11 protein-coding genes are annotated in these 16,769 nt (G+C 64.0%); 7 read left to right on the top strand and 4 right to left on the bottom strand.

What is annotated here, in order from left to right:
- Window positions 1-30: 30 nt before the first annotated feature.
- Window positions 31-1,974 (bottom strand): PrkA family serine protein kinase, encoded by a 1,944-nt coding sequence (locus tag IVB28_RS05415; RefSeq protein ID WP_247525006.1) that lies wholly within the window; start codon window positions 1,972-1,974, stop codon window positions 31-33.
- Window positions 1,975-2,263: 289 nt separating this feature from the next.
- The gene (locus IVB28_RS05410; RefSeq protein WP_247525005.1) at window positions 2,264-2,920 is read right to left on the bottom strand and encodes an STM3941 family protein; all 657 of its coding nucleotides are present in this window, start codon (window positions 2,918-2,920) and stop codon (window positions 2,264-2,266) included.
- 302 nt (window positions 2,921-3,222) lie between these two features.
- Between IVB28_RS05410 and IVB28_RS05405 the strand changes: the two genes are divergently transcribed.
- Genes IVB28_RS05405 through IVB28_RS05380 form a run of 6 tightly spaced genes read left to right on the top strand, consistent with a single transcriptional unit; the run spans window position 3,223 to window position 10,726 of the window.
- Window positions 3,223-6,072 (top strand): bifunctional transaldolase/phosoglucose isomerase, encoded by a 2,850-nt coding sequence (locus tag IVB28_RS05405; RefSeq protein ID WP_247525004.1) that lies wholly within the window; start codon window positions 3,223-3,225, stop codon window positions 6,070-6,072.
- Between the two features lie 13 nt (window positions 6,073-6,085).
- Complete coding sequence (gene gnd, locus IVB28_RS05400) at window positions 6,086-7,084, top strand: phosphogluconate dehydrogenase (NAD(+)-dependent, decarboxylating) (RefSeq protein WP_247525003.1); 999 nt, start codon at window positions 6,086-6,088, stop codon at window positions 7,082-7,084.
- 26 nt (window positions 7,085-7,110) lie between these two features.
- Window positions 7,111-8,622: a glucose-6-phosphate dehydrogenase gene (gene zwf / locus IVB28_RS05395; RefSeq protein WP_247525002.1), complete on the top strand. Its 1,512-nt coding sequence runs from the start codon at window positions 7,111-7,113 to the stop codon at window positions 8,620-8,622.
- A complete protein-coding gene (gene pgl, locus IVB28_RS05390) occupies window positions 8,622-9,371 on the top strand; it encodes a 6-phosphogluconolactonase (RefSeq protein WP_247525001.1) in 750 nt (249 codons plus the stop codon). The genes zwf and pgl overlap by 1 nt, the downstream gene beginning before the upstream one ends.
- A complete protein-coding gene (locus IVB28_RS05385; protein WP_247525000.1) occupies window positions 9,358-9,888 on the top strand; it encodes a gluconokinase in 531 nt (176 codons plus the stop codon). Before pgl ends, IVB28_RS05385 begins: the two co-directional genes overlap by 14 nt.
- Before the next feature lie 25 nt (window positions 9,889-9,913).
- Window positions 9,914-10,726, top strand: a complete 813-nt coding sequence (locus tag IVB28_RS05380; RefSeq protein WP_247524999.1) for an HAD family hydrolase — start codon at window positions 9,914-9,916, stop codon at window positions 10,724-10,726.
- 70 nt (window positions 10,727-10,796) lie between these two features.
- On the opposite strand, the gene IVB28_RS05375 is transcribed toward IVB28_RS05380, so the two are convergent.
- Complete coding sequence (locus tag IVB28_RS05375; RefSeq protein ID WP_247524998.1) at window positions 10,797-12,599, bottom strand: glycoside hydrolase family 15 protein; 1,803 nt, start codon at window positions 12,597-12,599, stop codon at window positions 10,797-10,799.
- Window positions 12,600-12,640: 41 nt separating this feature from the next.
- On the bottom strand, window positions 12,641-14,617 hold the full coding sequence (gene malQ / locus IVB28_RS05370; protein ID WP_247524997.1) for a 4-alpha-glucanotransferase: 1,977 nt from the start codon (window positions 14,615-14,617) through the stop codon (window positions 12,641-12,643).
- 205 nt (window positions 14,618-14,822) lie between these two features.
- On the opposite strand from malQ, the gene IVB28_RS05365 reads away from it, so the two are divergent.
- Window positions 14,823-16,769 carry a maltotransferase domain-containing protein gene (locus IVB28_RS05365; RefSeq protein WP_247524996.1) on the top strand — a complete coding sequence of 649 codons (1,947 nt, stop codon included), beginning with the start codon at window positions 14,823-14,825 and terminating at the stop codon, window positions 16,767-16,769.

Here is a 16,769-nt window from a genome sequence, read left to right as displayed (position 1 = left end):
GGGCACTTTACCATTCGCCTCCCATCCGCCTCAACCGGCCTGCTTCACGCGCATGTACCATTCGACGAGCCGGCGAACCTGACGCTCGGTGTAGCCGCGCTCCACCATGCGTGCGACGAACTCGCCATGCTTTTTCTCCGTCTCGCCGTCCTTCTTCGACCCGAAGGAGATGACCGGAAGCAGGTCCTCGACCTGGGAGAATATCCTCTTTTCGATCACGTCGCGAATCTTCTCGTAGGAGGTCCAGGTCGGATTTTTGCCGCCGTTCTGGGCCCGCGACCGTAACGAGAATTTGACGACCTCGTTGCGGAAGTCCTTGGGATTGGCGATGCCCGCCGGTTTCTCGATTTTCGTCAGCTCCTGGTTCAAAAGCTCGCGATCGAGCAGCTGGCCCGTGTCGGGATCCTTGAAGTCCTGGTCCTCGATCCAGGCGTCGGCATAATCGACGTAGCGATCGAACAGGTTCTGGCCGTAATCCGAGTAGGATTCCAGATAGGCCTTCTGGATCTCGTTGCCGATGAACTCGGCATAACGCGGCGCCAGATCCGCCTTGATGAATTCGAGGTAGCGCTTCTCGACTTCCTCGGGCAGCTGCTCGCGTTTGATCGACTGCTCCAGCGCGTACATCAGATGCACGGCGTCGGCGGCGACTTCCTGCGGATCGTGGTTGAAGGTGGCGGCCAGGATCTTGAAGGCGAAGCGCGTGGAGACACCGTCCATGCCCTCGTCGACGCCGGCGGCGTCACGATATTCCTGGACGCTGCGCGCCTTTGGATCGGATTCCTTCAGGCTCTCCCCGTCGTAGACCCGCATCTTGGCGAACACCGTGGAATTCTCGTGCTTGCGCAGGCGCGACATCACCGAGAACCGCGCCAGCGTCTCCAGCGTCGAGGGCGCACAAGGCGCCGCCGCCAGCTCGGAGCCCTGGATCAGCTTCTCGTAGATCTTCTGCTCCTCCGTGATCCGCAGGCAGTACGGCACCTTGATCACGCAGATGCGGTCGATGAAGGCTTCGTTGTTCTTGTTGGCCTTGAAGCTCGACCACTCCGCTTCGTTGGAATGCGCGAGGATGACGCCGGTGAACGGGATCGCGCCGATGTTTTCGGTGCCGATATAGTTGCCTTCCTGCGTTGCGGTCAGCAGCGGGTGCAGCATCTTGATCGGGGCCTTGAACATCTCGACGAACTCGAGCACGCCCTGGTTGGCGCGGTTGAGGCCGCCGGAATAGCTGTAGGCGTCGGGATCGTTCTGCGCGTAGGTTTCGAGCTTGCGGATGTCGACCTTGCCGACCAGCGAGGAGATATCCTGGTTGTTCTCGTCACCCGGCTCGGTCTTGGCGATCCCGATCTGGCGCAGCCGAGACGGCTGGATTTTTGCGACCCGAAACTGGGAAATGTCGCCGCCGAAGGCTTCCAGCCGCTTGTAGCACCACGGGCTCATCAGGCCGGTGAGACGACGGCGCGGAATGCCGTACTTCTCCTCCAGCATCGGGCCGAGCTGATCGGGATCGAACAGGCTGAGCGGGCTCTCGAACACGGGCGAGAGTTCATCGCCGGCCTTGAGCACGTAGATCGGATGCACTTCCATCAGCGACTTCAGCCGCTCGGCGAGCGAGGATTTGCCGCCGCCGACCGGGCCGAGCAGATAGAGGATCTGCTTGCGCTCCTCCAGACCTTGCGCCGCATGGCGGAAAAAACCGACGATGCGCTCGATGGTTTCTTCCATGCCGTAGAAGCCGGCGAAGGCCGGATAGGTACGGATCGTGCGGTTCAAAAAAATTCGGCCAAGGCGTGGGTCCTTGGCCGTGTCAATCGTCTGGGGTTCACCGATCGCCGCTAGCAGTCGTTCGGCCGCGTTCGCGTATTTCATGGGATCGCTTCGACACGATTCCAGATATTCCGCCATCGACATGTCGTGTTGGCTTCTCGCCTCGAACGACTTAGCGAAAGCGTTAAATAGAGAATCGTTGTACATGATCCCTCTCCGCGTGAGTTCCGCTACAAGCTGAAACGAAAGCAGTTACCGGACCGTTCCTCAGGCCGTTTCGAATCAGCGTGAGCACATGACGATCATTGGACACCCGGGTGCCAACACGACGCAACGCACAACGTAGGCAGTCGCTGAGTTACGAACAGGCACCTGCCCCTAATTTGTGCGAATCTCTGTCTATATTGGCTCATTTCGAGAAATTGTCACTTGGTCGCAACATCCGGGCGTTACCGGGGATCCGGCGCCGCAGCATAGGGATCGGCCAGCGGCGATCTTATGACGCTTGTACGGCGAAGCCTTGGGTGCGTTGGGTGCCGCGTTCATCTTCCTGCTGCAATGCGGTGCGCGGACTGCCGACCGCATTGTGACAGTCGCGACAAGCGCGCAGCAATGTATCAAAATCGGTCGCCAGGCCCTCCGACCGGATGACGATCCGATTGTTCTGCGCACCGCGGGCCAAATTGCGGATGCTGCAGAGCTGCCGCTGCAAGCCTGGCGTCGGCGTCAGCACGATCATCTTGTGACCGCCGCATTCTTCAGCCGAAATTTCCGCAATCGAGTCCCACGGCAGAAATTCATTACCGATGCGGAGATCGCGGATGCCGTAGGGCGTGACCACCACTACCGGCCCCCGCTCGGTGGGAAGCATCCAGATCAGCCTGATGGTCATCAGGGCGAACACCACGACGCCGGCAGATCCGAGCATCGTGTCGTAATCGCCAAGACCGTCCCACCAGTCGAAGGCGAGGCTCGCACTGAGCAGGGTCATGGTAAAGCCCGCGGCGACCAGCAGTCGCAGCAAGGTCGTACATGGGCCGATTTCAAGATCGTGCGATGCGTCAACGCATCCGGCCGGCGCGACCGGTGGCGGAGCTTTGGCGACGGCGATACCGTCAGTTTGTGCGTGCATGCTTTCCCCCAGCATGGCCATTCGCGGCCGAGCCACGATGCACCAGACGGACCGAAATCCACTGATGGCACTCCACGCCACTGGCTTACAAACGAAGCGGCCGACGTTACGCAACGAGACCCGGCCGAACCGTCGGCCAACGACTTTTTACGCAACAACGGCTACTGCCGCCCGGATCGCCATGATCGCGACGGAGTTACACTGGAGGGTATGACGCCGTTACCCTTGATTGGTTCCCTCCGGGGAGCATGTGAGTTAGAGGATAGCGCGTCAGGACCGGCGCGGAAACCCCTCGCCCGCAGGCTTGGAGATAAATAAGCATCATGAATCCCGTCAAAGAACTGGAAAAGCACGGCCAGGCCGTCTGGCTGGACTTCCTCGCCCGCGGCTTCATCGCCAAGGGCGACCTGAAGCGGCTGATCGACACCGACGGCGTCAAGGGCGTCACCTCCAATCCCTCGATCTTCGAGAAGGCGATCGGCAGTTCGGACGAATACGACGCCCCGATCGGCAAGGCGCTGAAGCGCGGCGACCGGGCCGTGGCCGATCTGTTCGAGGCCGTCGCGGTCGAGGACATCCAGAACGCAGCCGACGTGCTGCGCCCGGTCTATGACCGCCTCAAGGGCGGCGACGGCTATGTCAGCCTCGAGGTCTCGCCGTATCTGGCGCTCGACACGCCAGGCACGGTGGCGGAGGCGCGGCGGCTCTGGAAGAGCGTCGCTCGCGAGAACCTGATGGTGAAGGTGCCGGCGACGCCCGACGGCCTGCCGGCGATCGAGACGCTGATCGGCGACGGGATCAGCATCAACATCACGCTGCTGTTCTCCAAGGAGGTGTACCTCCAGGTGGCCGAAGCCTACATCGCCGGCCTGGAGAAATACGTCGCCGGCGGCGGCGACCCCTCGCATGTCGCGAGCGTGGCGAGCTTTTTCGTCAGCCGCATCGACTCCGTGGTCGACAAGCAGCTCGACGAGAAGATCGCCCGCGCCAACGATCCGTCCGAGAAGGAGCGGCTCGCCGCGCTCAAGGGCAAGGTCGCGATCGCCAACGCCAAGGTCGCCTACCAGGATTACAAGCGCCTGTTCTCAGGTCCGCGCTGGGACAAGCTTGCCGCCAAGGGCGCCAAGCCGCAGCGCATGCTGTGGGCCTCGACCGGCACCAAGAACAAGGACTACCGCGACGTTCTCTATGTCGAGGAGCTGATCGGCCCCGACACCATCAACACCGTGCCGCCGGCGACGCTGGACGCGTTCCGCGACCACGGCAGGCCGCGCGACAGCCTGGAAGAGAATGTCGATGACGCAAGGCGCGTGCTGGAGGAGCTGGAGCGCTCCGGCATCTCGCTCGCGGCCATCACCGAAGAGCTGGTCAAGGACGGCGTCAAGCAATTCGCCGATGCCGCCGACAAGCTGTATGGCGCGGTCGCCCACAAGCGCGCAACCGTACTGGGGCCCGCGATCGACCGCCAGTCTCTCTCGCTCGGTGACGGGCTCGGCAAGGCCGTGGCCAAGGGCACGGAGGAATGGCGGGCGTCGGCAAAAATTCGCAGGCTCTGGCAGCGCGACAAGTCGGTGTGGACCGGCGCAGACGAGGACAAATGGCTCGGCTGGCTCGACAGCGCAGCCAAGGCCGACGTGGCCGACTACGAAGACTATGCGGGCCGGGTGAAGGGCCAGAAATTCTCCGACGCCGTCGTGCTCGGCATGGGCGGATCGAGCCTCGGGCCGGAGGTGCTGGCCGAGACGTTTGGGAAGAAGCCAGGCTTCCCGAAGCTCCACGTGCTGGATTCCACCGATCCCGCGCAAGTGCGGGCGATGGAAGCCAGGATCGACATCGCCAACACCGTGTTCATCGTGTCGAGCAAGTCGGGCGGCACCACCGAGCCGAACGCGATGAAGGACTATTTCCATGAGCAGGTTGCCAAGGCGGTTGGGCCGAAGGTGAAGACCGGCCATCGCTTCATCGCGGTGACCGATCCCGGCTCGTCGCTGGAGAAGGCGGCCAAGAAGCTGAACTATGCGCGCATCTTCCACGGCGAGCCCTCGATCGGCGGACGCTACTCCGTGCTCTCGCCGTTCGGCCTGGTGCCGGCGGCGACGGCCGGCATCGACGTCAAGACCTTCATCAAGCATGCGCTTGCGATGGCCCGCTCCTGCGGACCGGACGTGCCGCCGAGTGAAAATCCGGGCGTGCAGCTCGGCCTCGCCATCGGCCTCGCCGGCCTTGAAGGCCGCGACAAGGTGACGATCCTGGCATCGAAGAAGATCGCCGATTTCGGCGCCTGGGCCGAGCAGCTGATCGCGGAATCGACCGGCAAGGAAGGCAAGGGCCTGATCCCGATAGAGGGCGAGCCGCTGGGCGACCCTTCCGTCTACGGCAATGACCGCTTCTTCATCGACATCCGCGTCGAGGGCGAAGCGGACGCCGCCCATGACTCCAAGCTTGCCGCGGTCGAAGCGGCCGGCCACCCCGTCGTACGCATTGCCATGAAGTCGATCGACCATCTCGGCCAGGAGTTCTTCCGCTTCGAGATGGCAACCGCGGTGGCAGGCTCGATCCTCGGCATCAACCCGTTCGACCAGCCCGACGTTGAAGCCGCCAAGATCAAGACCCGCGAGCTCACGGCGTCGTTCGAAAAGACCGGCGCGTTGCCGGCCGAGGAGCCGGTGGTCAGCACGGATGAAGCCGATCTTTACACCGACGAGGCCAACGCAACGGCGCTCCGCGCCGCCGGCGCCAATGGCGATCTCACCTCCTGGCTGAAGGCGCATCTCTCCCGCTCGGGCGAGGGCGACTACGTCGCCCTGCTCGGCTACATCGCGCGTGACAAGAGCACGATCGATGCACTCCAGGCGATGCGGCTCGAGGTGCGCGAGAAGCGTCAGGTTGCGACCTGCGCCGAGTTCGGACCACGCTTCCTGCATTCGACCGGGCAGGCCTACAAGGGCGGGCCCGACAGCGGCGTGTTCCTTCAGATCACGGCCGACGATGCCAAGGATCTTGCGGTGCCTGGCCAAAAGGCGAGCTTCGGCGTGATCAAGGCAGCGCAGGCACGCGGCGATTTCGACGTGCTCACCGAACGCGGCCGGCGCGCGCTGCGCGTTCACCTCAAGGGCGGGCTCAAGAAGGGGCTTGCGGCACTCAATGCGGCGCTTAACGAGGCGCTGAACTAAGGGAATTCTGCAAATGCAACTCGGCATGATCGGCCTCGGCCGAATGGGCGGCAACATCGTTCGCCGCCTGATGCGCCACGGACATTCGACCGTGGTCTATGACAAGGACGCCAAGGCCGTAGCTAGCCTTGCCGCCGACGGCGCGGTGGGCTCCGCAACGCTCGAGGAATTCATCTCGAAACTCGAGCGTCCCCGCACGGCCTGGGTGATGCTGCCGGCCGGCCACATCACAGAGGCCACAATCGACACGATTGCGGGCGTGATGCAGAACGGCGATGTCATCATCGACGGCGGCAACACCTTCTGGCAGGACGACGTTCGCCGCGGCAAGGCACTGAAGGCGCGCGGCATCCACTATGTCGACGTTGGCACCTCCGGCGGGGTCTGGGGTCTCGACCGCGGCTATTGCATGATGATCGGCGGCGAGAAGCAAGTGGTCGACCGGCTCGATCCGATCTTCGCCGCGCTCGCGCCCGGTGCCGGGGACATTCCGCGCACGGAGGGACGCGGGGGACGCGATCCGCGCATCGAGCAGGGCTACATCCATGCCGGCCCCGTCGGCGCCGGCCATTTCGTCAAGATGATCCACAACGGCATCGAATACGGCCTGATGCAGGCCTATGCCGAAGGTTTTGACATTCTCAAGAATGCCAACATCGAGGCGCTGCCGGCTGACCACCGCTACGATTTCGAACTCGCCGACATCGCGGAGGTGTGGCGGCGTGGCTCGGTGATCCCGTCCTGGCTGCTCGACCTCACCTCGACCGCGCTCGCCGACAGCCCGCTTCTGTCGGAATATTCCGGCTTCGTCGAGGATTCCGGCGAGGGACGCTGGACCGTGAATGCGGCGATCGACGAGGCGGTGCCGGCCGAGGTCCTCACCGCGGCACTCTACACCCGTTTCCGATCCCGCAAGGAACACACCTTCGCCGAGAAAATTCTCTCCGCGATGCGCGCAGGGTTCGGCGGCCACAAGGAGCCGAAGCAGCCGATCGCAGCGAAGCCCAAGTAAGCGCAACAAGCGAAGGCCAATCATTCGTGACAAAAGACCCGCAGGCCAAGCGCAAGCCGGAAAATTGCGCCTTCGTCATCTTTGGCGCGACCGGCGACCTCACCCATCGGCTGGTGATGCCGTCGCTCTACAATCTGGCGGCCGAGAACATGCTGCCGGAGAAATTCTGCGTCGTCGGCGTCGGCCGCAAGGCGCAGTCGGATGGCGAGCTGCGCGACAGCCTGATGAAAGGCCTGCGCGAGTTCGCCACCCGCCCCGTCGACGATGTCATCGCGAAACAGCTCCTGCAATGCGTGACCTTCGTCGAGGCCGATCCGAAGGATCCGCCCTCGTTCGACCGGCTGAGCAAGCATCTCGATACGCTGGAATGCTCGGAAGGGACCGGCGGCAACCGGCTGTTCTATCTTGCCACCCCGCCCGCCGCATTCGCGCCGACCGCGCGCGAGCTTGGCCGCACCGGCCTGACCAAGGAGAACGGCGCCTGGCGGCGGCTGGTGATCGAAAAGCCGTTCGGCACCGACCTCGCCTCGGCACGCGCGCTCAACGCCGAGCTCCTGAAGATCATGGACGAGCACCAGATCTACCGGATCGATCATTATCTCGGCAAGGAGACGGTGCAGAACATCCTGGTGCTGCGCTTTGCCAACGGCATGTTCGAGCCGATCTGGAATCGTAACCACATCGACCACATCCAGATCACCGTGGAGGAGAAGCTCGGCGTCGGCCATCGCGGCGGCTTCTACGACGCCACCGGCGCGTTGCGCGACATGGTGCCGAACCATCTGTTCCAGCTGATGTCGCTGGTCGCGATGGAGCCGCCTGCGCGCTTCGATGCCCATTCGGTCCGCTCCGAAAAGGCCGAGGTGCTGACCGCGATCCAGCAGCCGAGCCCGGAGGAAGCGCTGAAAAACTCGGTCCGCGCGCAATATCTCGCAGGCCGCATCGGTGACGACGATATCCCGGACTATCGCAGGACCGAGGACGTCAAGCCCGGCAGCACCACCGAGACCTTTGTCGCGCTGAAGCTGATGATCGACAACTGGCGCTGGGCCGGGGTTCCCTTCTATTTGCGAACCGGCAAGGCGCTGGGCAACAAGCGCACCGAGGTCGCGATCAAGTTCAAGCAGGCCCCGCTGTCGATGTTCTCAGGCACGGCTGTCGATCGCCTCTCCCAGAACTTCCTCACCATCGGCATCGCGCCGACCGAGACGATCGAGCTGCAGTTCAACGCCAAGATCCCGGGGCCGAGCGTCACCATCGACGGCGTCGAGATGAAGTTCCGCTATGGCGACTACTTCCGGGCCGATCCCTCGACCGGCTATGAGACGCTGATCTACGACTGCATGATCGGCGACAACATCCTGTTCCAGCGCGCCGATGGCATCGAAGCCGGATGGCAGGCGGTGCAGCCATTCCTGGATGCCTGGAAGAACGCTGGCAGCAACGGCATCGAGGCCTACCAGGCCGGCAGCGACGGACCCGCCTGTGCCGACGAACTGCTCCGGCGCGACGGGCGAAGCTGGCGGAAATTCTCGTGATGGCGGCGGCGGACCAGCCGAAGCTGATCGTCGCAGCCGACGCCGAGGCGCTGGCGCGCGCCGCGGCCGAACGGGTGATGGCGCGGATCGCAGCCAACGCCGGCCGCATCGCGATTTGCCTGACCGGCGGCTCCAGCCCGAAGAAGCTGTATCAACTGCTCGGCAGTGATGCCTGGCGCGGCGCGATTCCGTGGGAGCGCGTGCACTGGTTCATCGGCGACGAGCGCTTTGTCCCCGACAGCGACCCTCTCAACAACATGGCGGTCGCGCGCGCGACGTTTCTCGATCGCAACGCGCCCTCCGGCCATATTCACCCGATCCCGACCACGGCCGACAATCCTGATCGCAGCGCCGAAGCCTATGCGCGCGAGCTGCAAGCTTTTTACGGCGCCGAAAACCTCGATCCGGCACGGCCGCTGTTCGACTTGGTCCTGATGGGCGTCGGCCCCGACGGCCACACGGCTTCGCTCTTCCCGGGCTACCCCGAGATCGAGGAGACAGGACGCTGGGTGGTCGGCGTCCCCAAAGCCAATGTGCCGCCGTTCGTGCCGCGGGTCTCGCTCACCCTGCCCGTTTTGGCTTCCTGTCGTGAAATGCTGTTCGAGATTGCCGGGCACGACAAGCAGGTGATCTTGACGCGCCTCCTCAACGGCGAGACTCTGCCGGCGACACGCGCGCGCTCGAATGGTGAGACCGTCTGGCTGGTCGACCAGGCCGCGCTTCCGGAGGATATTCGTGGCAGGCGTTGAAGCACCTTGTGCATTGATCGTGATGGGCGTGTCGGGTTCGGGCAAGAGCACGGTTGCGAATGCGCTCGGCGAGCGGCTCGGCTGGCGCTTCGAGGACGGCGACAGCTTTCACCCCGCCAGCAATGTCGAGAAGATGCGGGCGGGCCATCCGCTCACCGACGAGGACCGCTGGCCCTGGCTCAACGCCATCGCCGACGAGATCGCGCGGGTCTGCGGAGGCGGCGGACACATCATCATCGCCTGCTCGGCGCTGAAGCACACCTATCGTGACGTGCTGCTGCGCGGGCGCGATGACGTCCGCTTCGTGTTCCTGAAGGGCACCAAGGAGGTGATCGCCGAGCGGCTCGCGCAGCGCAAGGGCCATTTCATGCCTCCCGGGTTGCTGAAGAGCCAGTTCGACACGCTGGAGCCTCCGGAGGCGGGCGAGCACGTCGTCACCGTTTCGATCGACGAAACCGTCGAGGCGATCGTGGATGGCATCGTGCGGCAACTGAAACTGGGCGGCGCGAGACGCTGAAGCAACAGAAACGTTAGGTCCTGCCATGACGCAAATCTCACTGGTCGTCTCCGACGTCGACGGCACGCTGCTGACCAAGGACAAGACGCTGACGGAACGTGCGAGGAGTGCGGTGCGGCGGCTGCACCAGGCCGGCATCGGTTTCACCATCACCTCCAGCCGCCCCGCCATCGGCATGCGCTTTTTGATCGAGCCGCTGGCATTGTGGCTGCCGGTCGGCCCCTTCAACGGCTCCTCGATCGTCGATCCCGAGCTGCGGCCGCTCGAGCAGCATCTCATCCCCGCAAAAGCGGCCGAGCGGTCCCTGCAGATCCTGCGTCAATTCGGTGCAGATATCTGGCTGTTCACCACCGACAAATGGCTGATCGACAACCCCGAAGGCAAGTACGTCGCGCATGAGCAGCACACGATCCGCTCCGATCCGACCATCGTGACCGACTTCTCGCCCTACCTTGCCAGCGCCTGCAAGATCGTCGGCGCCAGCGCCGATGCCGCCGGCCTCGAGGCTTGCGAGAAGGCGATGCAGGAAGCGCTCGGCGTTGAGGCCACCGCCGTGCGTTCGCAGACCTATTATCTCGACATCACCCCGCCCGGCTTCAACAAGGGCACGTTCGTCAAGGCGATGGCCAAGCGCCTCGGGATTGCCACCGATGCGGTCGCCACCATCGGCGACATGCAGAACGACCTCGCGATGTTCGCCGTCAGCGGCGTCTCGGTCGCCATGGGCAACGCCGCCGATAACGTCAAGGATCAGGCCACCCACGTGACCGCGACCAACGAGCAGGACGGTTTTGCGGAAGCGATGGAGATGATCTTGAAGCGGAATGGGGTTGGGTGAAGCTTGACGGGACGAGCCTCAACAGAGGCTCCAACGAGGTACGTTCCCTCCCACACAAGGGGCGCCTGCCTCACTTCGATCGCTGCATCGCCGGCTTCTCGCTCTTTTGCCTTGCCGCCGACAGATTGTGCGCGGTGTTGATCAGCGCGATGTGGGTCAGCGCCTGCGGGAAATTTCCGGTCTGGCGCCGCGCGACTGAATCGTATTCCTCGGCCAATAGACCGACGTCGTTCGCGATGCCGGCCACGCGGTCGAGCAATCCTTGCGCCTTGTCGAGATCGCCCGACAGCACGTGGGCATCGGCCAGCCACAACGTGCAGGCCAGGAACGCGCCTTCGAGCGGCGGCTGCCCCACAGGCAACTCGCGCGGATCGTGCCTCAGCACGAAGCCGTCGCGCATCAGACATGTCTCGACCGCCGCGATGGTGCCGCGGATGCGTGGATCTTCCGCCGGCAGAAAACCGACAGAAGGCAGCAGCAGCACGCTGGCATCGAGCAGTTTCGAGCCATAGGATTCGACGAAGGCGTTTTCCTCCGCGTCAAATCCCCTGTTGCAGACATCGCGATGAATGGCCTCGCGCAGGGCCCGCCAGTGCAACAGCGGCGCCTTGAAACCAAAGGTCTCGGCGCTCTTGATGCCGCGGTCGAAGGCGACCCACGTCATCACCTTGGAGAAGACGTAGTGTTTGGGCTCGCCGCGCCGCTCCCAGATGCCGTGATCGGGCCGGTCCCACACTTCGGCGAGATGATTGAGCACGGCGCATTCCAGCGCCCAGGTCGTTTCATCGTCGAGCTTGAGCTTGGCCATGCGCGACTGGTGGAAGGCATCGATCAACTCGCCATAGACGTCGAGCTGGAGCTGCGCATGCGCGGCATTGCCGACGCGCACCGGCTGCGCGCCCTCATAGCCGTCGAGCCAGGCCGCCTCCCATTCCAACAGCCGCCGCTGGCCCCAGATGCCGTACATGATCTGCATGTTCGCCGGCGAGCCGGCGGCCGCGCGCAACAGCCAATTGTGCCAGGCCGAGGCTTCCTCGGTATAGCCCGAGTTCATCAGCGCCAGCAGCGTGAAGGTGGCATCGCGCAGCCAGCAGAAGCGATAATCCCAATTCCGGCTGCCGCCGAGCTTCTCCGGTAACGAGGTGGTGGGCGCCGCGACGATGCCGCCGGTCGGTCCGAAAGTCAGCGCTTTCAGCGTGATCAGCGAGCGCATGATCAGGCCGCGATAGTCGCCGTCGCGGGCGCAATGGCCGCACCAATCCTTCCAGAATTCCTCGGTGTCCCGGAGCGCGATTTCCGGTTCGATCGGCGCGGGTGGGTCGAGATGCGAGGGGCCGTAGCTGAGCACGAACGGCACGGTCTCGCCGGCGTTCACTTCGAAGTCGGAGACCGTGGTCAGGTTTTCGCCGCGGGTCTGCACCGGCGTGCGCAGCACCGTCATGTCCTGGCCGGCGATTGCCATCAGGGAATGATCGATCCGCCGCACCCAGGGAATATCGGCGCCGAAGCCGAAGCGGATGACGAGCTCCATCCGCATTTTCACCGTGCCCGTGAGGCCGCGCACCAGCCGCACGATATCGGACGCCTTGCCGCGCGGCGGCATGAAGTCGATCAGCGCAATGGCGCCGCTCTTGGTCTCAAAATGCGTTTCCAGGATGAGGGTATCGCCGAGATAGCGGCGCGAAATCTTCGTGACGTCCTCGCTCGGTGCGATCAGCCAGCGGCCGTTGTTGTGGTTGCCGAGGATGGCGGCGAAGCAGGCGTCGGAATCGAAGGCCGGCCAGCACAGCCAGTCGATCGAGCCGTCGCGCCCGACCAGCGCTGCGGTCTCGCAATCACCGATCAGCGCATAGTCCTCGATCCTCTGAGACAATGTCGTGCGAGCCTGGAAAAGCCCCGAAAACCCCTTGCGCGTCAACTCCCGCCGTTCAACGAACGTTCCCGCGTCGCCGCTCGCAAGGCCGTGAGGTCGATCTTCGAGGCGATCTTGTCGAGCGCGACGGGAAGGCGCTGGCGCCAGTTCGGATGTTCGTCGATCGTGCCGGGGATGTTGGGCTGGTCGATCACGCCGAGCAGATCCTCCATCGACACAGCGAGCAGCCGGGACGGCGTGCGCGACAGGAAGGCGAGCACGGAATAGAGGTCGTTGGCACGAATGCCGTTCTGGCGCAGGATCTCGTCGAGCCTGCCGAGCGCATCCCAGCGGGCCTGGTCGTTCTCGCCGGGATCGAGCCCGAGCGATCGCTTCATCTTGAGATCGCCAAAGGAGCGCCAGCCGGCATAGGTCGACAAATCATGCGTGTTCAACGTCACCAGAGCGTTGGGCCGGTAATGCTCGACGGGACGGAAGCGGCCGGTTTCGTCCCGCTCGAACATCATGACGAGATAGGACCAGATGCCGAAATCCTGCATCATCTCGCGGAAACCTTCCGGCACCGTGCCGAGGTCCTCGCCGATCACGATGCATTTGTGGGCCGCGCTCTCGCGCGCCACGGCTCCAAGCAGCGCCTCGAACGGCATCTGCACATAGGCACCATTGTCCGGCTTGAAGCCGCGCGGCACCAGATAGAGCCGCTTCAGGCCGAGCACATGGTCGAGCCTGATTGCGCCGGCATGGCGCATCGAAGCGGCGAGCATGTCGGCGAACGGCACGAAGGATTGCGCTTCCAGACCGCCGGCGTTGAAGCCGGCAAGGCCCCAATCCTGGCCGATGGTGTTGAGCACGTCAGGCGGCGCGCCGACGGCGAGATGACGGGAGATCGCCATCTGCTCGTTCCAGGCATCGAATCCGTTGGACTGCACACCGACGGCGACATCGAGGTAGAGCCCGACGCGCATGCCGAGCTGGCTTGCGAGCTCCTTGGCGGCATGCAGCTGCGCGTCAGCCGTCCATTGCACGAATTCGACGAATTCGACCTCGCGCTTGTCGGGGCCGTTGCGCAACTCGGCGCATTTGGCCTCGTCAGGCTGCTGCCATTCCACCGGCCATTCCCACCACGGCGCGGTGAAGCGATGGCGTAGCACCTCGAAGCAGGCAAAGCGCGACAACAGCGGCGCGCGGGCAGCGCGGAAGGCGTCGAATTCCTTGCGGCGCGCTTCGCTCGCGCTCGTCACGAAGCTGTTAAAGGCGGCGCGCAAAGCCAGCCATTTCAGCGCCGCCATGTCGGCATAGGGCACGCGATCGCCTTCACGCAGTCGGGCGGCGGTGGCGGCCGCGTCGGGCACGAGGTCCGCCGAGAATTCGGGAATCGCCTCGACGTCGATATAGAGCGGGTTGAGGAACAGCCGGCTGTTCGGCGAATAGGGGCTGCAATCGGCCGGGTGGTCGTCGAACAGGACGTGCAGCGGATTGAGCCCGACGCCGTCGGCCCCGAGCTGCTTGGCGAGCCGCACCAGACCGGCAAGGTCGGTGAAATCGCCGATGCCCCAATTGCGGTCCGAACGGACGCTGTAAAGCTGAACGGCGAGCAGCCAGCCGCGGTCGAAATCGCCGCCGAAGGCTCGCTCGGGCGCCACGATCATCGGGACCTCTTCCGTCACACCTTCGGCATCGGTCAGTGTCAACCGGTGATAACCGAGCGGCAGGCCGGCGGGCCAGGCGATCACAGGCTCGCGCGTCTCGCCTTGCGCAATCAAGCCTTGGGCCATTGATTTGCCGTTTGCGGCCAATGTCCATTGCAGCGGCGGCGCGCCGATGGCCGTCAATTCCGTGCGCGGATGTCCGAGCGCGCGAACCACGACCGGCCCGCTGACGAAGCGGTAAACCCGCTTCTCCGGCAGGGCGTCGAGGATCAATTTGAGGGCCACGGGGTCGGTGACCCGCAACTTCCCCAGAGCATCGACAAATTCGGATTGGACGCCCTTGATCCGGGCTTGAGCTAAAAGATCCATTCGGCACGCAGCTTGCAGGCCACCCGATTGCCGGGGGCATCGATTTTAACGAGGCAGCGGAAGACGTTAGTCGGCCTTAACGCACAAACGGCGGTTGCCGTTCCCAGGGGGAACTAATGACACACAAGCGGCTTTCTATATAGGTATCAAGCGTAGGTTCCCGACAAGGGAAACGGGCCCCTGCTTTCTTGTCAATGGCATCACCGTGAACAAGACAATTCAAACTGTCGAAAGTGCCGCAGCCGGCAGCGCTTTCCTCATCGAAGACGTCTATCCCGCGATCGATGGCGGCCGCTTCGCCGTGAAGCGGATCGCGGGCGAACGGGTCGAGGTGTGGGCCGATGTTTACCGCGACGGCGACGCTGTGGTCAGCGCCGCGCTGCTCTGGCGTCCTGAGCAGGACCGGGACTGGCGGCGCGAGCCGATGATCCATCATGGCAATGACCGCTGGTCCGGTGCGTTCACGCCGGTCGAGCCCGGCCAATACGTCTATGCAGTGGAAGCCTGGACCGACGAGTTCGCCACCTGGTCCCATGGGGTCGTGCGCAAGCAGCGCACCGGTGCCGATGTCAGCCTTGATGCCATCGAGGGCGCCGGGCTCTTGACCAAGGCGCACGGCGCGCAGCAGGCCGCCGCGGCGATCATCGTCAGACAATGCGAGGATTACCTTCAGACCGGCGATGTCACCTCGCTGCTCGCGACCGAGCTCGGCGATGCCATGGCCGAGAGTCAGTCACGGCCCGACCTGACCCGCTCACAGCCCTTCCCGCTGACCATCGACCGCGACAAGGCGCGGTTTGGCGCCTGGTACCAGATGATGCCGCGCAGCCAGAGCCGGATCCCCGGCCAGCACGGCACGCTCCGCGATTGCATCGCCCGCGTGCCTGATATCGCGGCGATGGGTTTTGACGTGCTCTATTTCACGCCGATCCACCCGATCGGCCGTCACCGCCGCAAAGGCCGCAACAATGCGCCGGTGGCAACCGAAGGCGAACCCGGCTCGCCCTACGCGATCGGAGCCGCCGAGGGCGGCCACGATGCGCTGCATCCCGCGCTCGGCACCATCGAGGACTTCCGCGCGCTGGTCGCGACCTGCCTGGAATACGGTCTCGAGCTGGCACTCGATTTCGCCGTGCAATGCTCGCCGGACCATCCCTGGCTGACGCAGCATCCGGAATGGTTCAAATGGCGGCCGGACCGCTCGGTACGGACGGCGGATGAACTCTATTCCGACATCGTGATCCCCGATTTCGCCTCAGTCGACCGTGTCGGCCTGTGGAACGCTTTTCGCGACGCCATGCTGTTCTGGATCGACCATGGCGTCACCATCTTCGCCATCGACAACCACGACACCGCGCCGCTTGCATTCTGGGACTGGCTGATCCGCGACATCCGCCGCCGGCATCCCGAGGTGATCCTGTTCTCCAAGACTTTTGCGCGGCCAAAGCTGATGAAGGGCCTCGCCAAGCTCGGCTTTGCGCAGTCCTTCACCTATTTCCCCTGGCGCACTTCGCGGTGGGAGCTGGAGCAATATCTCGGCGAGCTGACGCGCTATCCCGAGCGCGACTTCTATCGACCGAACCTGTTCGTCAACACGCCCGATCTGCTGCCCTATCATCTCCAGAGCGGAGAAGCCTGGGCGTTCAAGTCGCGCGTTGCGCTGGCGGCGACATTGTCGGGCAGCTACGGCGTATACAGCGGGTTCGAGCTGCTCGAACACGAGGCGATTCCCGGCCGCGAGGAGTATCTGGATTCCGAGAAATATCAGATCAAGCAGCGCGACTGGGACAAGCCCGGCAACATCAAATCCTACATTGCCGCGCTCAACCGCATCCGCAACGACAACGCCGCACTTCAGCAAACGGCGAACTTGCGTTTTCTCGGCATCGAAGACGGCGAGACGATCGCCTTCGTCAAGGCGGCGGCCGAGCCCGCCAACACTGTCGTCATCGTGATTGCGCTGTCGCGCCGTGTGCGCGAATGCTGGCTCCCGCTCGGCGACGTCACCGTTGACGCCGGTGGGCAGCGACACCATGTGACGACACTCGAAAACCTCCTCACCGGAGAACGGTCCCGCATCGAGTGGGGCGGGATCAGGTTACGCATCGATCCCGACCGCGATCCGGCGCTCTTGTTCCGCTGCCTGGCGTAA

The sequence above is a fragment of the Bradyrhizobium sp. 199 genome (genome assembly GCF_023073355.1).
GTDB lineage: Bacteria > Pseudomonadota > Alphaproteobacteria > Rhizobiales > Xanthobacteraceae > Bradyrhizobium.
This window is presented reverse-complemented; position numbering and strand designations above follow the sequence as displayed.

What these genes read in the sequence shown, in the direction of transcription:
- IVB28_RS05415 (WP_247525006.1), bottom strand. Translation starts at nt 1,974, where the DNA reads ATGTACAACGATTCTCTATTTAACGCTTTCGCTAAGTCGTTCGAGGCG.
- IVB28_RS05410 (WP_247525005.1), bottom strand. Translation starts at nt 2,920, where the DNA reads ATGGCCATGCTGGGGGAAAGCATGCACGCACAAACTGACGGTATCGCC.
- IVB28_RS05405 (WP_247525004.1), top strand. Translation starts at nt 3,223, where the DNA reads ATGAATCCCGTCAAAGAACTGGAAAAGCACGGCCAGGCCGTCTGGCTG.
- gnd (WP_247525003.1), top strand. Translation starts at nt 6,086, where the DNA reads ATGCAACTCGGCATGATCGGCCTCGGCCGAATGGGCGGCAACATCGTT.
- pgl (WP_247525001.1), top strand. Translation starts at nt 8,622, where the DNA reads ATGGCGGCGGCGGACCAGCCGAAGCTGATCGTCGCAGCCGACGCCGAG.
- IVB28_RS05380 (WP_247524999.1), top strand. Translation starts at nt 9,914, where the DNA reads ATGACGCAAATCTCACTGGTCGTCTCCGACGTCGACGGCACGCTGCTG.
- malQ (WP_247524997.1), bottom strand. Translation starts at nt 14,617, where the DNA reads ATGGATCTTTTAGCTCAAGCCCGGATCAAGGGCGTCCAATCCGAATTT.